This is a genomic window from Methylobacterium sp. A52T (genome assembly GCF_053346095.1).
In genome coordinates this window covers 118926-135547 of sequence record NZ_JBKFBI010000001.1, presented here as the reverse complement: position 1 = coordinate 135547, position 16622 = coordinate 118926, and the positions used below count along the sequence as shown (strand labels likewise).

Sequence of the window (16622 nt, the reverse complement as noted above, 5' to 3'; positions counted from 1 at the left end):
AGCTCTCCCATCTCAGCCGGCACCGCCCCGCAGCCGGACCAGCATCGGCCAGAGGGCCGCGCCGCCGCCCGCGCAGACCGCGCGCCCGATCCGCTCCTGCCAGAGGGCGTCGGATCCGAACTCGTCGCGCCAGGACCAGAGCCGCCGCGTCGCGCGGTGGAGCGGGTGCTCCTGGGTGAAGCCCATGGCCCCGTGGATCTGGTGGCCGATCGCCGCGACGTGCCCCGCCGCCTCGCCGCAGCGTGCCTTGGCGATCGCGGTCGCGAGGACGAAGCGCGGATCGCCCCAGCAGGCGGCCGCGAGATCGGCGGCCGCGGTCGCCGCCGCGACGTGGCCCGCGGCCTCGGCCAGCATGTGCTGGATCGTCTGGAACTTGGCGAGCGGCCGGCCGAATTGCTGCCGCTCCTGGGCGTGGTCGAGGGCGGAGGCGAGGCAGGTTTCCAGGGCGCCCACCATCTGCTGCGCCCGGACCCAGGCGCCGGCCGCCTCGACGGACGGCACGCCCGTGCCGGTCGCCCAGCCCGGCGCGGCGCGGACATCCTCGGCCGGGACGGTGCAGCCGGTCAGGTCGAGCGTGTCGCGCGGCTCGCCCGCGAGGTTGTGGTGCGTGTCGCGGAGCGTACCGGGCGCGGCGACCCGCACGAGGTGCGGCTCGCCCGCCGCGTCGACGGCGTCGAGGAGCAGGGACGCGACCGAACCGCCCCAGGGCACCTGCGCGACCCGTCCGTCCAGGACGAAGCCCTCCGCGTGCGGCGCGATCCGCATCGGGCCACCGCCCGGGACCAGCGACAGGGCGTCGTCGCCCACCGGTCCCCCCGCGGCAGCCCAGAGCGCCGCGCCCGCGACGGTCTCCGGCAGGGGCATCGGGAGGGCGGCCCGGCCGCAGCGCCGGATCAGCCGGGCCGCGGTCGTGGCGGCGAGGCCGATCCCGCCCTCCGCTTCGGGCACCAGGGCCAGCGGCAGGCCGCTCTCGGCGAGCGCCGCCCAGAGATCGGCCGGCCAGGCGGCCGCGCCCGCGGCCCCGTCGCAGGCCGCCAGCAGCGCCGGCGTGAGGTGCTGGGCGAGCAGCCGCTCGACCTGATCGAGGACGATCCCGGCGACATCATCGCCGGCCTCGGCGTGGTCCGTCCGGCTCATCGCAGCCCCAGTCCCCGGGCGATGACGCCGCGCAGGACCTCGCGGGTCCCGCCGCGCAGGGTGAAGGACGGCGCCCGCAGGGTCACGCCGCCCAGCGCCTCGCGGAAGGCGTCGCCCTGGGCCGCGAGGCTCGGCTCGACCGGCACGAGGCGCCGGGCGATCTCCGGCACCGCGCGCTCGAAGCCGTTGCCGACATCCTTGACGAGCGCCGCCTCGACGCCCGGCACGACGCCCTGGTCGAGGAGGCGGGCCACCGAGGCCGACATGCCCAGCAGCGCGGTGAGCTGCGCCACCATCCGCCCCGTCTCGACCGCCTGGAACCGGTCCGGCTCCGGCCCGATCCGGTCGACGAGTTCGACGAGCAGCCGGTAATCCGACAGGAACCGGTCGGGCCCCGAGCGCTCGAAGGCGAGTTCCTCGGTGACGAGACCCCAGCCCGCGCCCTCGTCGCCGACCCGCATCGCGTCGGGGACGCGGTAATCGGTGAAGAACACCTCGTTGAACTCGTGATGGCCCGACAGGTCGAGGATCGGCCGCACCGTCACCCCGGCGGCCGCCATGTCGATGATGAACTGGGTCAGCCCGCCGTGGCGGTCCGGCCCCGGCTCACCGGTCCGGACCAGGGCCAGCAGGTAGTCGACCTGATGGGCGTTCGTCGTCCAGATCTTGGAGCCGTTGATCACCCAATCGTCGCCGTCGCGGACCGCGCGGGTCCGCACGGCGGCGAGGTCCGAGCCGGAATTCGGCTCGCTCATGCCGATGCCGAAGGCGCAGTCGCCCCGGCAGATGCGCGGCAGGATCGCCCGCTTGGCCGCCTCGGTGCCGTGCCGCAGGATCTGCGGCCCCGACTGGCGGTCGGCGATCCAGTGCGCGCCGCAGGGGGCGCCGGCCGCCAGCATCTCCTCGGTGACGACGAAGCGGACGAGGCCGGAGCGGCCGTGGCCGCCATAGGCCTCCGGCATCGTCAGGCCGATGAGGCCCGCGGCCCCCGCGCGCCGGCTGAAGGCGGCGTCGAAGGTCGTCCACGAGGTCCGGTGCGGCACGAAATGCCCGGCCGACCTTTCCGCGTCGAGGAAGGCGCGGACGGAGGCGCGCGCGGCCTCGGCCTCGGGCGGGAGCGGCTCGGCGCTGAAGCGGAAACTGTGCATCGTTGCTCCGTGAGCGGCGGAACGTGCGGGCGGCGCGTGATCCCCGCCGCTCAGCTCCCGTCGCGGCCCTCGAGGCCGGGGAAGAAGATCTCCTGCCAGTCCCGCGGCACCTTCCGCAGGAAGCCCTGCGTCGCCATCGCCTTGGCGAGGGCGACCATGCCCTTCGGGGCCACGTCGTAGACGATGGACCCGTCGGTCAGGATCGCCTCCACTTGCGCGCGGTCGATCTGAACCTGCTCGGACGCGAGATAGATCGACGCCGCGCGCTTGGGGTCGCTGCGGATCAGCGCCACCGCGTCCTCCATCCCGGCGCGGATCGCCTGCGCGACCTTCGGGTTCGCGTCGACGAAGCCCTGCTTGGCGTTCAGGGTCGCGGCGGTGATGTCGCCGCTGCCGATCAGGCCGGTCGAGGTCATGACGGTCCGGATCTTGGGATCCGCCTGCAGCACCTGGGTGAAGGGTGGCGTCGCGAAGTAGCCGGCGATCCCCTGTCCGGCGCGCATCGCCGCGGTGGCGTCCGGATGGGGCAGGCTCACCATGAGCGCGTCGGCCTTGGCGGCGTCCCCGAGCTGCTGCGCCGCCGCGACCCGCAGAAGGATCGCCTGGGGCGAGTTGAAGGCCGGGACCGCGATCTTGTCGCCGAAGGTGAAGTCCTTCAGTGCGGTCACGCCGGGCTTGCCGGTGAACAGCGTGTAGACGACCGAGCTCAGGGCCGTGAGGCTCTTGATCTGCTGGCTCCCGCGGGTCTTGTCCCAGGCGATCAGGGCGCCGGCCGAGCCGAGGGTGCCGAGTTCGACGCTGTCGGAGAGCAGCGCGTCGTTCATCGCCGTCGAGCCGCTGAAGCGGGTCAGCGTCACGGTCAGGCCGTCGAGCCCGGCTTCCTTCGCGCGCTTGTCGAACAGCCTCTCGCTCTGCGCGATCATCACCGGCAGGTAGACGAGGCCGTACTGGAGGCCGATGCGGACGGAGGTCGTCTCGGCCCACGCCGCGCCGCCGAAGGCCGGGAGCAGCAGCGCGGCGACGAGGAGGCGCGCGGCGACGGCCGCGTGACGGAGCGACATCGGCATTCCTCCCGAACAGGGCCGCACTTGCCGCGCGGTCTCCCGGTGCCGGTCGGTCAGCCGAGTCCGACACCGCGCACGAGTAGGGCAGAGCGCGCACCCGGCTTCAACAGCCATCGCCCATATGCTGAAGAATATCACATGTGTGATGGAAGGCGCCGGCCATGCCGGATCTATACTGCCGGCGAGCGGCGCGGGCTGGCGGCGCGACGGAGGAGGGAACGTGCCGGCGATGCGCCGCGATCACCACGGATCCGCGCGTGGGCGACCAGGGCCGCTTCGAGCCGTGCGGTCTCCGGGACCGTCGTTTCGCGCGTCGCGTCATGGTTGAGCGCATCGCTCCGCGGGGCACCGCGTCCACCGACCTGACGGTGGGGGCCGACCCTGCCGGCTCGGATGTGACCTTGGTGAAGTCCGCCGGGCGGGTGCTCCAGATCCTGGAGCTGTTCGACCAGATCCAGCGGGAGGCCCGGGTCTCCGAGATCGCCGAGCGGCTGAACGTCCCGCAATCCTCGACGTCGGTGCTCCTGAAGAGCCTCGTCCGGCTCGGCTATCTCGACTACGACCCGGCAAGTCGCAGCTTCCTGCCGTCGCCCCGGGTGGCGCTCCTCGGCGCGTGGCTCGACAAGGGACCGGTGCGAGACGGCAGCCTCGTGCGCATGCTCGAGCACCTGTCGGAGCGCACGGGCGGGACCGTGATCCTCGCCGCGCGCAACGCGATCTTCTCGCAGTACGTCCACGTCCTGCAGGCCCGCACCGCCATGCGCTTCCACGTCCCGCCCGGGACGCGCCGCCTCGTCGTCTGGTCGGCGACCGGCACCGCGCTCCTCGCCGACAGCCCGGAGGCCGAGATCGGTCCGCTGGTCCGCCGCACGAACGCGGAGGCGCCGGCCGAGCAGCCGCCGATCGCGGTCGCGGCCGTCCTGACCAACCTGGCGCGGCTGCGGCGGGACGGGCACTTCCTCTCCCGCGGGCTCGTCACGCCGGGCGCCGGCTCGATCGCGGTCCCGCTGCCCCGGCGCATCGACAGCAAGGGCCGCCCGCTGGCGGTCGCCGTGTCCGGCCTGCTCGACGAATTCGAGCGTCGGGAAGCGGAGATCGCCGCGACGATCCACGACGCGGTGGCGCGGTTCCTGCCGGAGGATCCGTCGCGGCCCTGAGGCCGGTCGCCGTCGACCCCGCCGTCACCTCCGAACCCCGTGCACGGCTGCAGATCGAGGATTGCGGGGCTGCGGGGCGCGGCAGCGCGCTAGTGAAGGTCGAGGCCCAGCAGCCCTGACCGCGACCGAACGGAGACAGCATCATCGTGCCCGGCGCCCCAACCGCGCGCGGCTCCGAGCCGCCCGATACGCTGCCGAGTCCGACCATCGCCGGTAACGTCGCCCTCGGCGTGACGCAGATCGTCCTGTGGGGCGGCACGTTCTTCCTCACCGCGGTCGTCTCGGACCCGATCGTGGCCGAGACCGGCTGGCCGCAGGCGATGGTGGTGGGCGCGCTCTCGCTCGCGATCTTCGTGTCGGGCCTGCCGGCGCCCTTCGTCGGCCGCATGATCCGGCGTCACGGCGGCCGGCCGGTCCTGATCGCCGGCGCCACGATCATCGCGGCCGGTCTCGTGCTGATGGCCCTCGCGCAGACCCTGCCGGTCTTCCTGCTCGCGTGGGTGGTCGCCGGTCTCGGCATGTCGGCCGCGCTCTACGACCCGCTCTTCGCGGCGATCGGCCAGGCCTACGGCGCCAACGCGCGGGGGGCGATGACCCAGATCGCGATCTCGTCGGGCTTCGCGGTCTCGCTCTGCTGGCCGGACACGCGGTTCCTTGTCGACCATGTCGGCTGGCGCGGGGCCTGCCTCACCTACGCGATCCTGTCCGTCGCCCTCGTGGTCCCGCTCTTCGCCTGGGCCCTCCCGGCGCGGAGCCGGGCCGCGGTCGAGCCCGCTGTGGCACCCCGGCCCTACGAGCCGGCCGGCTCGACCGAGGCGGCGCGCCTGCCGGCCGAGCGCCTGCTCGCCGTGACCTTCACGATGGCGGCGATGATCATGACCGCCGCCTCGGTGCAACTGCTCAACCTTCTGCAGGCGCAGGGTGTCGGCGCGACCGCCGCGGTGGCCCTGACCGGCCTGATCGGTCCCGCTCAGGTCGGCGTGCGCGTCGTCGAGCTCGCCCTCGGCCGCCGCGCCCATCCGGCCTGGTCCCTGCTGCTGTCGAGCGCCAGCGTCGGGCTGGGTCTCCTGCTCCTGGCGACGATGCCGTCGCTGGCGTGGCTCGCGATGCTGCTCTACGGCGCCGGCAACGGCATGCGCACCGTCGTGCGGGGCACGCTGCCCCTGGCGCTCTACGGACAGCGCGAATACGCGGCCGCGATGGGCCGGCTCGCCCGCCTCCCGCTCCTCGGGCAGGCGATCACCCCCCTGGCCTGCGGCTACGTCGCGGAATGGTTCGGCCTCCTGCCGCTCTTGGAGGTGATGCTGGCCGTGGCGGCGATCAATCTCGGCCTGTCCCTCTGGGTGTTCGGCTTCGCGATGCGCCGCGCCAGCGCGCAGGCCTGATCGGACCGGGAGCCGATCACCGATCCCCTCTGCAGGGTCGAGGATCGGCGTCGTCCGCCCCGTTTTTGCCAGATTGACAGATTGTCCGACGATGTGCTCCATTCGGCCCGCGGATGAGAGGCATCCGCGAGGATGAGCCGGGTCAACCGGCCGCCCGAAGGAAACGCCCGCATGGACGCAGAGATCTACGAGATCTACGCGATCAAGTACGCGCATCATCACCGTATGGCCCGCGAGAACTTCATCGGCGGGGACATCCACGACGGTCCGATGCCGATCGATTACTTCGTCTGGGTCGTCGTCGGCGGTGGCCGAACGATCGTGGTCGATACCGGCTTCGACCGCGCAATGGCGACGAAGCGGGGCCGCAGCATCGTTCGGCCGGTCGAGGAGGGCCTGGCGCGGATCGGGGTCGACCCGCTGCGGGTCGAGGACGTCGTCCTGACCCACCTGCACTACGACCACGCCGGCAACCACGACCTGTTCCCGAACGCCCGCTTCCACGTCCAGGAACGCGAGATGGCGTTCTGCACCGGCCGGTGCATGTGCCACCCGGAGGTCCGCCACCCCTTCGCCGCCGAGGACGTCAAGGCGATGGTGGACCGCCTGTTCGAGGACCGCGTCCGCTTCCGCGAGACCAACGACACGCTGTGTCCGGGGATCACCTTCCACCGGGTCGGCGGCCATTCGGACGGCCTGCAGATCGTCCGGGTCCGGACCGCGCGGGGCTGGGTCGTACTGGCCTCCGACGCCGCGCACTTCTACGCCAACATCGGTCGCCGGCTCGCCTATCCCATCGTCTACAATGTCGGCGACATGTTCGAGGGCTACCGGACGGTCCGGCATCTGGCCGAGTCCGAGGATCACATCGTCCCGGGCCACGATCCCCAGGTTCTCGCGATCTACCCGCCGGCGTCCGAGGATGTCGCCGGCTGGATCGCGCGCGTCGACCTGCCCCCGACGGCTTCACCGACCTACTGACCGGAGGATTCCATGATCGTCGAGATGCGCGTCTACTACTGCGCCCCGACCCGACTACCGGCCCTGCTGGAGCGGTTCCGCTCCACGACGCTCGGCTTCTTCCAGAAATACGGCATCGAGCAGATCGGATTCTGGACCACGCTCGTCGGGCCCGACAACCACGCGCTCACCTACCTGCTCAAGTGGGACGACATGGCCCAGCGCGAGGCGCGCTGGAACGCCTTCCAGGCGGATCCGGACTGGATCGCCGCCCGCGCCGAGACCGAGAAGGACCGGCCGATCGTCGCCCGGATCGAGAACACCTTCCTCGCCCCCACGGACTTCTCCGCCCTGCGCTGACGGGGACACGCGGCGCCGGGCCGGTCCGGCCGTCGCCCAGAGGGATATTCACGGCATGGAACAGAGAACCATCGGCGTCATCGGCGTCGGCATGATGGGCGATCCCATGAGCCGGTGCCTCGCCCGAGCGGGACACGCGCTCCGCCTGCTGGACGCGGATGCAGGCCGGACCGACGCGCTCGTCCGGGACCTCGGCGCGGCGGCGCTCACGCGGGAGAACGCGTCCGGACTAGACCTGCTGATCACGATGCTGCCGAACTCGGCCATCGTCGAGGCGGTGCTGCTCGACGAGGGCTGGGCCGACGCGCTCCCGGCCGGCGCCACCGTGATCGACATGAGCTCGTCGGAGCCGGTGCGCTCCCGCGCCCTCGGCGAGACGCTCGCCGAGAAGGGGCTCGGCTATCTCGACGCGCCGGTCTCGGGCGGCGTGCGGCGGGCGGTGGACGGCACGCTCGCGATCCTCGTCGGCGGCGAGGCGGATCTCCTCGCCCGCTGGCGGCCGGTCATCGAGGCGATGGGCTCATCCGTCCTGCATATCGGCCCGGCCGGGTCGGGCCACGCCGCCAAGGCGCTGAACAACTTCGTCTCCGCCGCGGGCCTCCTCGCCACCGTCGAGGCCCTCCACGTGGCGCAGCGCTTCGGCATCGCGCCGGAGGCCATGACGGACGTGCTCAACGCCTCGTCCGGGCGCAGCAACACCTCCGAGAACAAGGTCAAGCAGTTCATGCTCAGCGGCAGCTTCGCCTCGGGCTTCTCGCTGAAGCTGATGGACAAGGATCTCGGCATCGCCGGGGCCCTCGCCGAGTCGGTCGATTACCCGCTCGGCTTCGGCCGGCACTGCATCGAGACCTGGCACGCGATCGCCGGGGAGGTCGGGCCCGCGGCCGACCACACCGAGATGTACCGCCTGCTGGCCGAGGGAGCCTGAGACGATGGCGCTCCCGGACCTGAGCCGCTTCTACATCGACGGCGCCTGGGTCGAGCCGGTTGCGGCCCGGCCGTTCCCGCTGATCGACCCCGCCACCGAGACGGCGTTCGGCACCCTCGCGCTCGGCGATGCCGCGGATGTCGACCGGGCCGTGCGCGCGGCCCGCGCCGCCTTCCCGGCCTTCTCGGAGACGGCGCCAGCCGAACGCGTCGCGCTCCTGCGCCGGATCCTCGCGCTCTTCGAGGAACGGTTCGAGATCTTCGCGGAGACGATCCGGCAGGAGATGGGCTCGCCCATCGGCTTCGCGCGCAAGGGGCAGGCGGCGCGGGGACCGGCGCATCTCAACGCGCTCATCGCGGTGATGGAGCGCTTCGCCTTCGAGGAGGATCGCGGCACCACCCGGATCCGGCGCGAGCCGATCGGCGTCTGCGGCCTGATCACCCCCTGGAACTGGCCGATCAATCAGATCGTCGTGAAGATCGCCCCCGCGCTCGCGGCCGGCTGCACGATGGTGCTGAAGCCCAGCGAGTACTCGGCCGTCAGCGCGATGCTGTTCGCGCAGGTCCTGCACGACGCGGGCGTGCCGCCGGGCGTGTTCAACCTCGTGAACGGGGACGGCCCCGGCGTCGGCGCGGCGATCGCCGCCCATCCGGGGATCGACATGGTCTCGTTCACCGGGTCGACCCGCGCCGGGATCGAGATCGCCCGGGCGGCGGCCCCGACGATCAAGCGCGTCGCGCAGGAGCTCGGCGGCAAGTCCGCCAACATCCTGCTGGAGGACGTCGACTTCGATCAGGCGGTCCGGCGCGGCGTCGCGGCCTGCTGCACGAATTCGGGCCAGTCCTGCTCGATCCCGACGCGGATGCTCGTGCCCCGGGCCCGGATGGACGAGGCGGCCGCCATCGCGGCCGAGGCGGCGGCGGGCTTCCGGCTCGGCCCGACCGCCGATCCCGAGACGGATCTCGGCCCGGTGGTCAACCGCACCCAGTACGAGCGCGTCGTCGGGCTGATCCGCACCGGCATCGCGGAGGGCGCGCGGCTCGTCGCCGGCGGTCCGGAGCGGCCGGACCACCTCGACCGCGGCTTCTACGTCCGCCCGACAATCTTCGCCGACGTGACCCCCGACATGACCATCGCGCGCGAGGAGATCTTCGGCCCGGTCCTGTCGATCCTCGCCTACGACAGCGAGGACGAGGCGATCGCGATCGCCAACGGCTCGCGCTACGGGCTCGCCGCCTACGTGCAGGGGCGGGACCGCGACCGGGCGCGCGCCGTGGCGCGGCGGCTCATCGGCGGGCAGGTCCACATCAACTACCCGCCCCCGGACGTCCACGCGCCGTTCGGCGGCTACCGCCAGTCCGGCAACGGCCGGGAATGGGGCGAGGCCGGTCTCCAGGAATACCTCGAGACCAAGGCGATGATCGGCTTCGGACTCGACTGAACCGTCCCGCGCGATGCGGCCGGCGCCCGCGCGCGCCGGCCCCGACCAGGAGAACCAGATGTCCGACGAGAGCGAGCTGTTCGGCCAGGGTTTCGAGAACCGCAAGACCGTCCTCGGCGCCGCCCATGTCGAGAAGTCCTGGGCCAACGCCGACGCGTTCAACCGTCCGGTCCAGCGGCTCGTGACCGAGTATTGCTGGGGCGCGGTCTGGGGCGACGAGACGCTGCCGTTCAAGACCCGCAGCATGCTCAACATCGCGATGCTGACCGCGATGAACCAGCACCACGAGCTCGGCGTCCACGTCAAAGGCGCGCTCAACAACGGCGTCACGAAAGACGAGATCCAGGCGGTGCTGATGCAGGCGCTCGTCTATTGCGGCGCCCCGGCGGCCCTGGCCGCCTTCCGGACCGCCTCCGCGGCGATCGCCGATTGGGACAGAGAGCACGCCGGCGGGCGCTGAGCCCGCACCCGCGCCCAGGTCCGACGCAGTCAAAAACTCGCGCGGCAGACGAACAGGGAGGGAGACGCCATGTCGGTCACGTCGGCAGCCTTGGCAACGGACACGACGGGCGCGCGCCCGGCCGCGTCCCAGTCGATCGAGGAGAAGCGGAAGAGCGCCATCCGCGGCGCGTTCTTCTCCGAATACATCGACATGTTCGATATCTACCTGCCGGTGGTCGCGCTGGCGCCGGTGATGTTCATGTTCCAGCCGAAGAACCTGTCTCCCCAGATGGAGACGGTGCTGGCCTCGCTGGTGTTCATCACCACCCTGCTCGGCCGCCCGATCGGCGCGCTCATCTTCGGCCTGATCGCCGACAAGGTCGGGCGCCGCGCCGCCTCGATCTACTCGGTGGCGGGCTTCGGCGTGATCACGCTGCTGATCGGCCTGCTGCCCGGCTACGAGACGCTCGGCCTCGCCTCGTACATCCTGCTGGTGCTGCTGCGCTTCCTCGACGGCATCTTCCTCGGGGGCGGCTACACCGGGGCGATGCCGCTCGCCATCGAGTATTCCAAGAAGGACAAGCGCGGCTTCGTCGGCGGCCTGATCATCGCGGGCTTCCCGGCCGCCTATGTGAGCATCAACCTCATCACGATGCTGATGTTCTACCTGTTCCCGCTCGACGGGCCCGGGTCGCCCTACACGGTCTGGGGCTGGCGCATCCCCTTCATCGTCGGCGCGGCGCTCGCCGGCCTGCTCGCCCTCTACTACGTCCACAAGGTCTCGGAATCGGAGGTCTGGAAGAAGGAGGCCGCCGCCGTGGCCGAACAGGCCGAGGCATCGCCGATGGCGGGCCTGTTCACCGGGAAGGGCGGGCGCGACCTCATGCAGGTCCTGCTGCTGATGACCGGCTTCTGGACGACGCAGAACATCATCACGATCTACATGCCGACCGGTCTGCTGGTGAAGACCCTGCACCTCAACGGCTTCGCGCTGACCGCGACGCTGATGATCTGCTACACGATCCTGTTCTTCAGCTACATCGGCTCCGGCCTGCTGGGGCAGGTCATCGGCCGCCGGCGGTTCTTCGTGATCGTCGGCCCGCTGATCGCGACGGTCGGCGCGTACATCCTCTACACGCTGACCGTCACGCCCGAGATGGCGTTCGGCACCCGCGTGCTGCTGGTCAGCCTCCTGGCGGTGATCGTGACCTCGCCCTGGGGCGTCATCGTCACCTACATCAACGAGCGCTTCGCCACGGATGTCCGCGCCACCGGCTTCGGCATCGGCTTCAGCCTCTCGGTGGTGATCCCGTCCTTCTACGCCTTCTACATGGACTGGCTGAGCGCGCTGATGCCGCTCGCGCTGACGCCCGTGGCCCTGCTGATCGTCGGCGGCCTGATCGGCACCGTGGGCGCGCTCATCGGGCCGGAGACCAAGGACGTCGATTTCGGCACCGGCCACTGAGCCGGACGCCGCGCGGAGGACGCAGCATGAACGGGAACCGGATCGGCTTCATCGGGCTCGGCAACATGGGCGGCCGCATGACCCGCCGCCTGACCGGGGCGGGGATCGATGTGGTCGGCTACGACACCGACCGGGAGGCCGCTTCGCGCTGGGGCGCGACGGACGCGGCCTCGATCGCCGCGGTCGTCGGTGAGGCGGACGTGGTCCTGATGTCCCTGCCCGACAGCGAGGTTGTCGAGCGCGTCGTGCTCGGCGAGGGCGGCGTCCTCGCGAGCTGCCGGGACGGGCAGATCGTCGTCGACCTCAGCACGGCCTCGGCCAGCTCGACGCGCCGCATCGCGGCGGCCCTGGCCGAGCGCGGCGTCGCCTACGTGGACGCGGGCATCTCCGGGGGCGCCGCCGCGGCCGAGAAAGGCACGCTGACACTGATGGTCGGCGGCGATCCCGCGGTCATCGACCGGCTGGGCTCAGTGTTCGCGCCGATCGCCCAGAAGGTCGTCGTGATGGGCGGCTCGGGGGCCGGCCACACGACCAAGCTGCTCAACAACTTCCTGAACGCGGTCAGCCTCGCCGCCACCGCGGAGGTCATGGTCGCGGGCCGGAAGGCCGGGCTCGACCTGCACCGGCTCCTGGAGGTGCTGAACGCCTCCAGCGGCGTCAACTTCGCGACGCTGAACCGTTTCCCGAAGATCGTCGACGGCGACTACCTGGAAGGCGGCCTGACCGGCAAGCTGATGACCAAGGACGTCGTGCTCTACACCGATCTCCTGCACGAGCTCGGCGTCGCCTCCCTCAACGCGTCCGGCCCGATGGCGAGCTTCGGCCTCGCCACGGCGCTCGGCTACGGCGACGTCATCTCCAACCGCGTCGTCGACGCCATCGGCGACGTCTCCGGCGGTGTCCGGCTCCACGGCAACCGACACGAGAACTGAGAGGATACGATGCAGATCTTCCACGGTCGCGAGAACAGCGCGAAGTCCGAGAGCCGCGGGCCGACCTTCACCGGGCAGGTCTGGGCCGACCCGGTCATGCCGTCGACGGGCGGCGTGATGATCAACAACGTCTTCTTCACGCCCGGCGCGCGGACCTTCTGGCACGCGCACGCGCAGGGCCAGATCCTGCAAGTCACCGCCGGCAAGGGCTGGATCTGCGTCGCGGGCCAGCGGGCGCAGCCGATCCGCGCGGGCGACACTGTCTGGATCCCCGCGGATGAGCGGCACTGGCACGGCGCGGCCGCCGACAGCTACCTGCTCCACACGGCGATCTCGCTCGGCAAGACCGACTGGCAGGACGAGGTGGTCGAGGCCGACTACGCCGGAGCCACGGCATGACCGGGCCCGCGCCGAGCCCGGAGAGCCTCCGGCGCACCGTCCAGGGCGAACTCGGCTACTGGGACGCGGAGCAGGCGGCCCTCGCCGAACTGGCCCCGGGCTTCCTCGACGCCTGGGCGCGGCTGGCGATGGTCCCCGTGCGCAAGAACCATCTCGGCGCCAAGGACCGCGCCCTGATCGCGCTCTCGGCCGCGACGGCCGCGACCCACCTCTACGCGCCCGGGACCCGCCGCCAGATCCGCAACGCCCTCGACGCGGGCGCGACGGCCGACGAGATCACGGAGGTGCTCGCGCTCACGGCGACCCTCGGCATCCACGCCTGCAACATCGGCGTGCCGCTGCTGCTGGAGGTGCTGGAGGAGGCCGGTCAGCGGAGCGGCCCCGCGCCGCTGACGCCGCGGCAGGAGCAGCTGAAATCCGACTTCACCCGCGACCGGGGCTACTGGCACACGTTCTGGGACGGTCTCCTCGAGCTCGATCCGGACCTGTTCGAGGGCTACCTCGATTTCTCGGCCTGGCCCTGGCGCCACGGCGTGCTGACGCCGAAGATGAAGGAGTTCGTCTACTGCGCCTTCGACGCGGCGGCGACGCACCTCTACGTGCCGGGCCTGAAGATGCACATGAAGAACGCCCTCGGTTACGGGGCGACCAAGGAGGAGCTGATGGAAGTCCTCGAGATCGTCAGCCTGATCGGCATGCACGGCGCGGAGCTGGCCGCGCCGATCCTGCGCGACGAACTGGCCGCGCGGGGCCGGGGCTGACCGAAGCGCGCCGGGGCACGCCTTGCCACCCGAGGCTGCGCCATGCCACCGCTTCGGCTCGCCAGCGATCCCCGAATCCCCAGCGATGAACAAGATCAGGGCCATCCAGCCGGACACGCTCCGGCAAAAGGTCGAGGACGCCGTCCGCGAGGCGATCACGTCCGGCGTCTACGCCCCCGGCGAGCGGCTGATCGAGCGCGAATTGTGCGAGGGGCTCGGCGTCAGCCGCGCCTCCGTGCGCGAGGCCCTGCGCCGGCTCGAGGCCGAGAAGCTCGTCCACACGGTGCCGCATCGCGGCCCGGTCGTGGCCTCGATCTCGGTGGAGGAGGCGCGTCAGCTCTACGCGCTGCGGGCCGTGCTGGAGGGCTACGCGGCGCACGAATTCGCCACGCAGGCTACGGACGCGGCGATCGCCGAGTTCGGGCGCGCTGCCGGCGATCTGCGTGAGGCTGCCGGCAGCGGCGACACGGACCGCGTCCTGCGCGCCAAGGGCGTCCTGTACGACGTGATGCTCAGCCATTGCGGGAACGATCTGGTCCGCGAGACCCTTCGCGGCTTCTACTCCCGGATCAACCTGCTGCGCGCGACGTCCCTGATGCATCCCGAGCGGCTGCCGCACAGCCTCGCCGAGATCGACGCCCTCGTGGCCGCCTTCCAGAAACGGGATGCCGCGCAGGCGGAGCAACTGGCGCGGCTCCACGTCACCAACGCGTGCGCGGTCGCCCTGAAGCAGCTCGCGTTCCGCATCGCGCAGACGTCCCTCGACGCGGTGAGCTGAGCGCGCGGTCCGCGGGCGCGCGCGGAACCTGGGCGGGGGAGGGCGGCGAGGTCGCCTCCGCGGCGACGCCCTTGGCCGGGGCGGTCCAGGGGATCGGCGCCCTGTCGGCGATGTCGGGCGCCCTGCGCCCAGGGACCGGTGGCGACACGCCTTGCGGTCCCCCGGCGGAAGGCCCAGAACCGCACGGTCCTTGCTTCCCCATGCTGGCGCCACGGGAGTTCGTCGCTTGGTCCGGACCGTCTGCCCGCACGATTGTCCCTCCGCCTGCAGCCTCGACGTGGACGTCGCGGACGGGCGCGTCGTCTCGGTCCGGGGCGGCGACAACCCCTACACGGCCGGGGTGATCTGCGCGAAGGTCAGCCGCTACGGCGAGCGCCTCCACCACCCGGACCGGATCCTCCACCCCATGGAGCGCGTCGGGCCGAAGGGCGGCGGGGCGTGGCGCCGGGTCTCCTGGGACGCGGCGCTCGACCGGCTGGCCGCGGCCTTCTCCGAGACGGCGGACCGTTGGGGGCCGGAGGCGGTCTGGCCGTACAACTCGGGCGGGACCATGGGCCTCGTCCAGCGCGACGGCATCCACCGGCTGACCCACGTGATGGGCTACTCGCGGCGCAAGCGCACCATCTGCACGGCGGTGGCGATCGCGGGCTGGAGCGCCGGGGTCGGCCGGATCGCCGGGCCGGATCCCCGCGAGATGGCGCTGTCCGACCTGATCGTGGTCTGGGGCGGCAACCCGGTCAGCACGCAGGTCAACGCGATGACCCACATCAGCCGCGCCCGCAAGACGCGCGGCGCCAAGCTGGTGGTGATCGATCCGTACCGCACCGGGACCGCGGCGGCGGCCGACCTCCACCTCGCGCCCCGGCCCGGCACCGACGGGGCGCTGGCCTGCGCGGTGCTCCACGTGCTGTTCCGCGACGGCCACGCGGACCGGGCCTATCTCGCCGGGCACGCGCAGGACACGGCCGCGCTGGAGGCGCATCTGGCGTCGCGCACGCCCGAATGGGCGGCGGCGATCACCGGCCTGGAGGCCGCCGCGATCGAGGCCTTCGCGGCCCTCTACGGCGGCACGCCGCGCAGCTACATCCGCTGCGGTTTCGGCTTCACCCGGAGCCGCAACGGCGCGGTCAACCTGCACGCGGTGACCTGCCTGCCGACCGTCACCGGCGCGTGGCAGCACGAGGGCGGCGGCGCCCTCTGGCAGCACGCCGCGATCTTCAACTGGGACAAGACCCTGACGGAGGGCCTCGACGCCAGGGCGCCGGGCGTGCGCGAGCTCGACATGAGCCGGATCGGCGCCGTGCTCGCCGACGATCCCGAAGCCCTGCAGGGCGGGCCGCCGGTCCGCGCCATGCTGATCCAGTCGGCCAATCCCGCGGTCTCCGCGCCCGACAGCGCCCGGGTCCGCGCCGGGCTCGCGCGGCCGGACGTGTTCGTGGCCGTGCACGAGCAGTTCCTGACCGAGACGGCCGCGCTCGCCGACCTCGTGCTGCCGGCCACCACCTTCCTGGAGCACGACGACATCTACGGGGCCGGCGGCCACAGCCACATCCAGGCCGGCCCCGCGATCCTGGAGCCGCCGGGCGCGTGCCGCTCGAACCACGCGCTTCTCTCAGAGCTCGCCGCCCGGCTCGGCGCGGACCACGCGGGCTTCCGCCTGAGCGCCCGGGACCTCGCGGACGCGACCCTGGCGCGCTCCGGCTGGGGCGGCCTCGACAGGCTGGAGGCGGAGGGCTGGATCGACGCGCAGCCGGACTTTGCCGAGAGCCACTTCCTGAACGGGTTCGGGCATCCCGACGGGCGCTTCCGCTTCGCGCCCGACTGGGCGTCACTGGGCCCGCGAGCGGCCGGGATGCCGTCCCTGCCGGATCACTGGCCGGAGGCCGAGCCCGCCGACGCGGAGCACCCGTTCCGCATGATCGCCCCGCCGGCCCGCCAGTTCCTCAACGCGACCTTCACCAACGTGCCCGAGTCGCTCCGCCGCGAGGGGCGGCCGACCTGCCTGATCCACCCCGCGGACGGCGACCGGCTCGGGATCGGCACGGGCGACGCCGTCGAGGTCGGCAATGCCCGCGGCCGGGTCCGGCTGCACGCGCGGCTCGCCGAGGGGCAGCAGCCGGGCGTCGTCGTGGTCGAGAGCCTGTGGCCGAGCGCGGCCTTCATCGGCGGGGGCAGCGGGATCAACGCGCTGATCGGGTCCGCCCCGGCCGCGCCCAACGACGGCGCCGCCTTCCACGACACCGCGGTCTGGGTCCGCGCGGCCTGA

General features: G+C 72.2%; 16 protein-coding genes. 13 read left to right on the top strand and 3 right to left on the bottom strand.

Annotation, left to right across the window (positions count from 1 at the left end):
- Positions 1-12: 12 nt before the first annotated feature.
- Genes ACLBYE_RS00640 through ACLBYE_RS00630 form a run of 3 tightly spaced genes read right to left on the bottom strand, consistent with a single transcriptional unit; the run spans position 13 to position 3346 of the window.
- Positions 13-1137: an acyl-CoA dehydrogenase family protein gene (locus tag ACLBYE_RS00640; protein ID WP_447692620.1), complete on the bottom strand. Its 1125-nt coding sequence runs from the start codon at positions 1135-1137 to the stop codon at positions 13-15.
- Positions 1134-2285 (bottom strand): acyl-CoA dehydrogenase family protein, encoded by a 1152-nt coding sequence (locus tag ACLBYE_RS00635; protein WP_447692619.1) that lies wholly within the window; start codon positions 2283-2285, stop codon positions 1134-1136. Before ACLBYE_RS00635 ends, ACLBYE_RS00640 begins: the two co-directional genes overlap by 4 nt.
- Positions 2286-2335: 50 nt before the next feature.
- Positions 2336-3346 (bottom strand): ABC transporter substrate-binding protein, encoded by a 1011-nt coding sequence (locus tag ACLBYE_RS00630; protein ID WP_447692618.1) that lies wholly within the window; start codon positions 3344-3346, stop codon positions 2336-2338.
- A 407-nt stretch (positions 3347-3753) separates the two neighbouring features.
- On the opposite strand from ACLBYE_RS00630, the gene ACLBYE_RS00625 reads away from it, so the two are divergent.
- The 13 genes from ACLBYE_RS00625 to ACLBYE_RS00565 all read left to right on the top strand — a co-directional run bounded on the left by ACLBYE_RS00625 (position 3754) and on the right by ACLBYE_RS00565 (position 16622).
- The gene (locus ACLBYE_RS00625; protein ID WP_447692636.1) at positions 3754-4506 is read left to right on the top strand and encodes an IclR family transcriptional regulator; all 753 of its coding nucleotides are present in this window, start codon (positions 3754-3756) and stop codon (positions 4504-4506) included.
- 146 nt (positions 4507-4652) lie between these two features.
- Entirely contained in the window at positions 4653-5891 is a 1239-nt protein-coding gene (locus ACLBYE_RS00620) for an MFS transporter (RefSeq protein WP_447692617.1), read from the top strand.
- Between the two features lie 171 nt (positions 5892-6062).
- Positions 6063-6872: an N-acyl homoserine lactonase family protein gene (locus ACLBYE_RS00615; RefSeq protein WP_447692616.1), complete on the top strand. Its 810-nt coding sequence runs from the start codon at positions 6063-6065 to the stop codon at positions 6870-6872.
- A gap of 12 nt (positions 6873-6884) precedes the next feature.
- Positions 6885-7211, top strand: coding sequence for an NIPSNAP family protein (locus tag ACLBYE_RS00610; RefSeq protein WP_273559169.1), 327 nt, complete (start codon positions 6885-6887; stop codon positions 7209-7211).
- Positions 7212-7266: 55 nt separating this feature from the next.
- Complete coding sequence (locus ACLBYE_RS00605) at positions 7267-8139, top strand: NAD(P)-dependent oxidoreductase (RefSeq protein ID WP_447692615.1); 873 nt, start codon at positions 7267-7269, stop codon at positions 8137-8139.
- 4 nt (positions 8140-8143) lie between these two features.
- A complete protein-coding gene (locus ACLBYE_RS00600; protein ID WP_447692614.1) occupies positions 8144-9580 on the top strand; it encodes an aldehyde dehydrogenase family protein in 1437 nt (478 codons plus the stop codon).
- Positions 9581-9638: 58 nt separating this feature from the next.
- Positions 9639-10040, top strand: coding sequence for a carboxymuconolactone decarboxylase family protein (locus tag ACLBYE_RS00595; protein WP_447692613.1), 402 nt, complete (start codon positions 9639-9641; stop codon positions 10038-10040).
- 69 nt (positions 10041-10109) lie between these two features.
- Positions 10110-11486, top strand: coding sequence for an MFS transporter (locus ACLBYE_RS00590; protein WP_447692612.1), 1377 nt, complete (start codon positions 10110-10112; stop codon positions 11484-11486).
- Positions 11487-11512: 26 nt separating this feature from the next.
- Positions 11513-12418 (top strand): NAD(P)-dependent oxidoreductase, encoded by a 906-nt coding sequence (locus ACLBYE_RS00585; protein WP_447692611.1) that lies wholly within the window; start codon positions 11513-11515, stop codon positions 12416-12418.
- Between the two features lie 9 nt (positions 12419-12427).
- Positions 12428-12817, top strand: a complete 390-nt coding sequence (locus ACLBYE_RS00580; protein WP_447692610.1) for a cupin domain-containing protein — start codon at positions 12428-12430, stop codon at positions 12815-12817.
- A complete protein-coding gene (locus ACLBYE_RS00575; protein WP_447692609.1) occupies positions 12814-13578 on the top strand; it encodes a carboxymuconolactone decarboxylase family protein in 765 nt (254 codons plus the stop codon). Before ACLBYE_RS00580 ends, ACLBYE_RS00575 begins: the two co-directional genes overlap by 4 nt.
- 85 nt (positions 13579-13663) lie before the next feature.
- Positions 13664-14356 carry a GntR family transcriptional regulator gene (locus ACLBYE_RS00570; RefSeq protein WP_447692608.1) on the top strand — a complete coding sequence of 231 codons (693 nt, stop codon included), beginning with the start codon at positions 13664-13666 and terminating at the stop codon, positions 14354-14356.
- Positions 14357-14582: 226 nt separating this feature from the next.
- Positions 14583-16622: a molybdopterin-containing oxidoreductase family protein gene (locus ACLBYE_RS00565; RefSeq protein WP_447692607.1), complete on the top strand. Its 2040-nt coding sequence runs from the start codon at positions 14583-14585 to the stop codon at positions 16620-16622.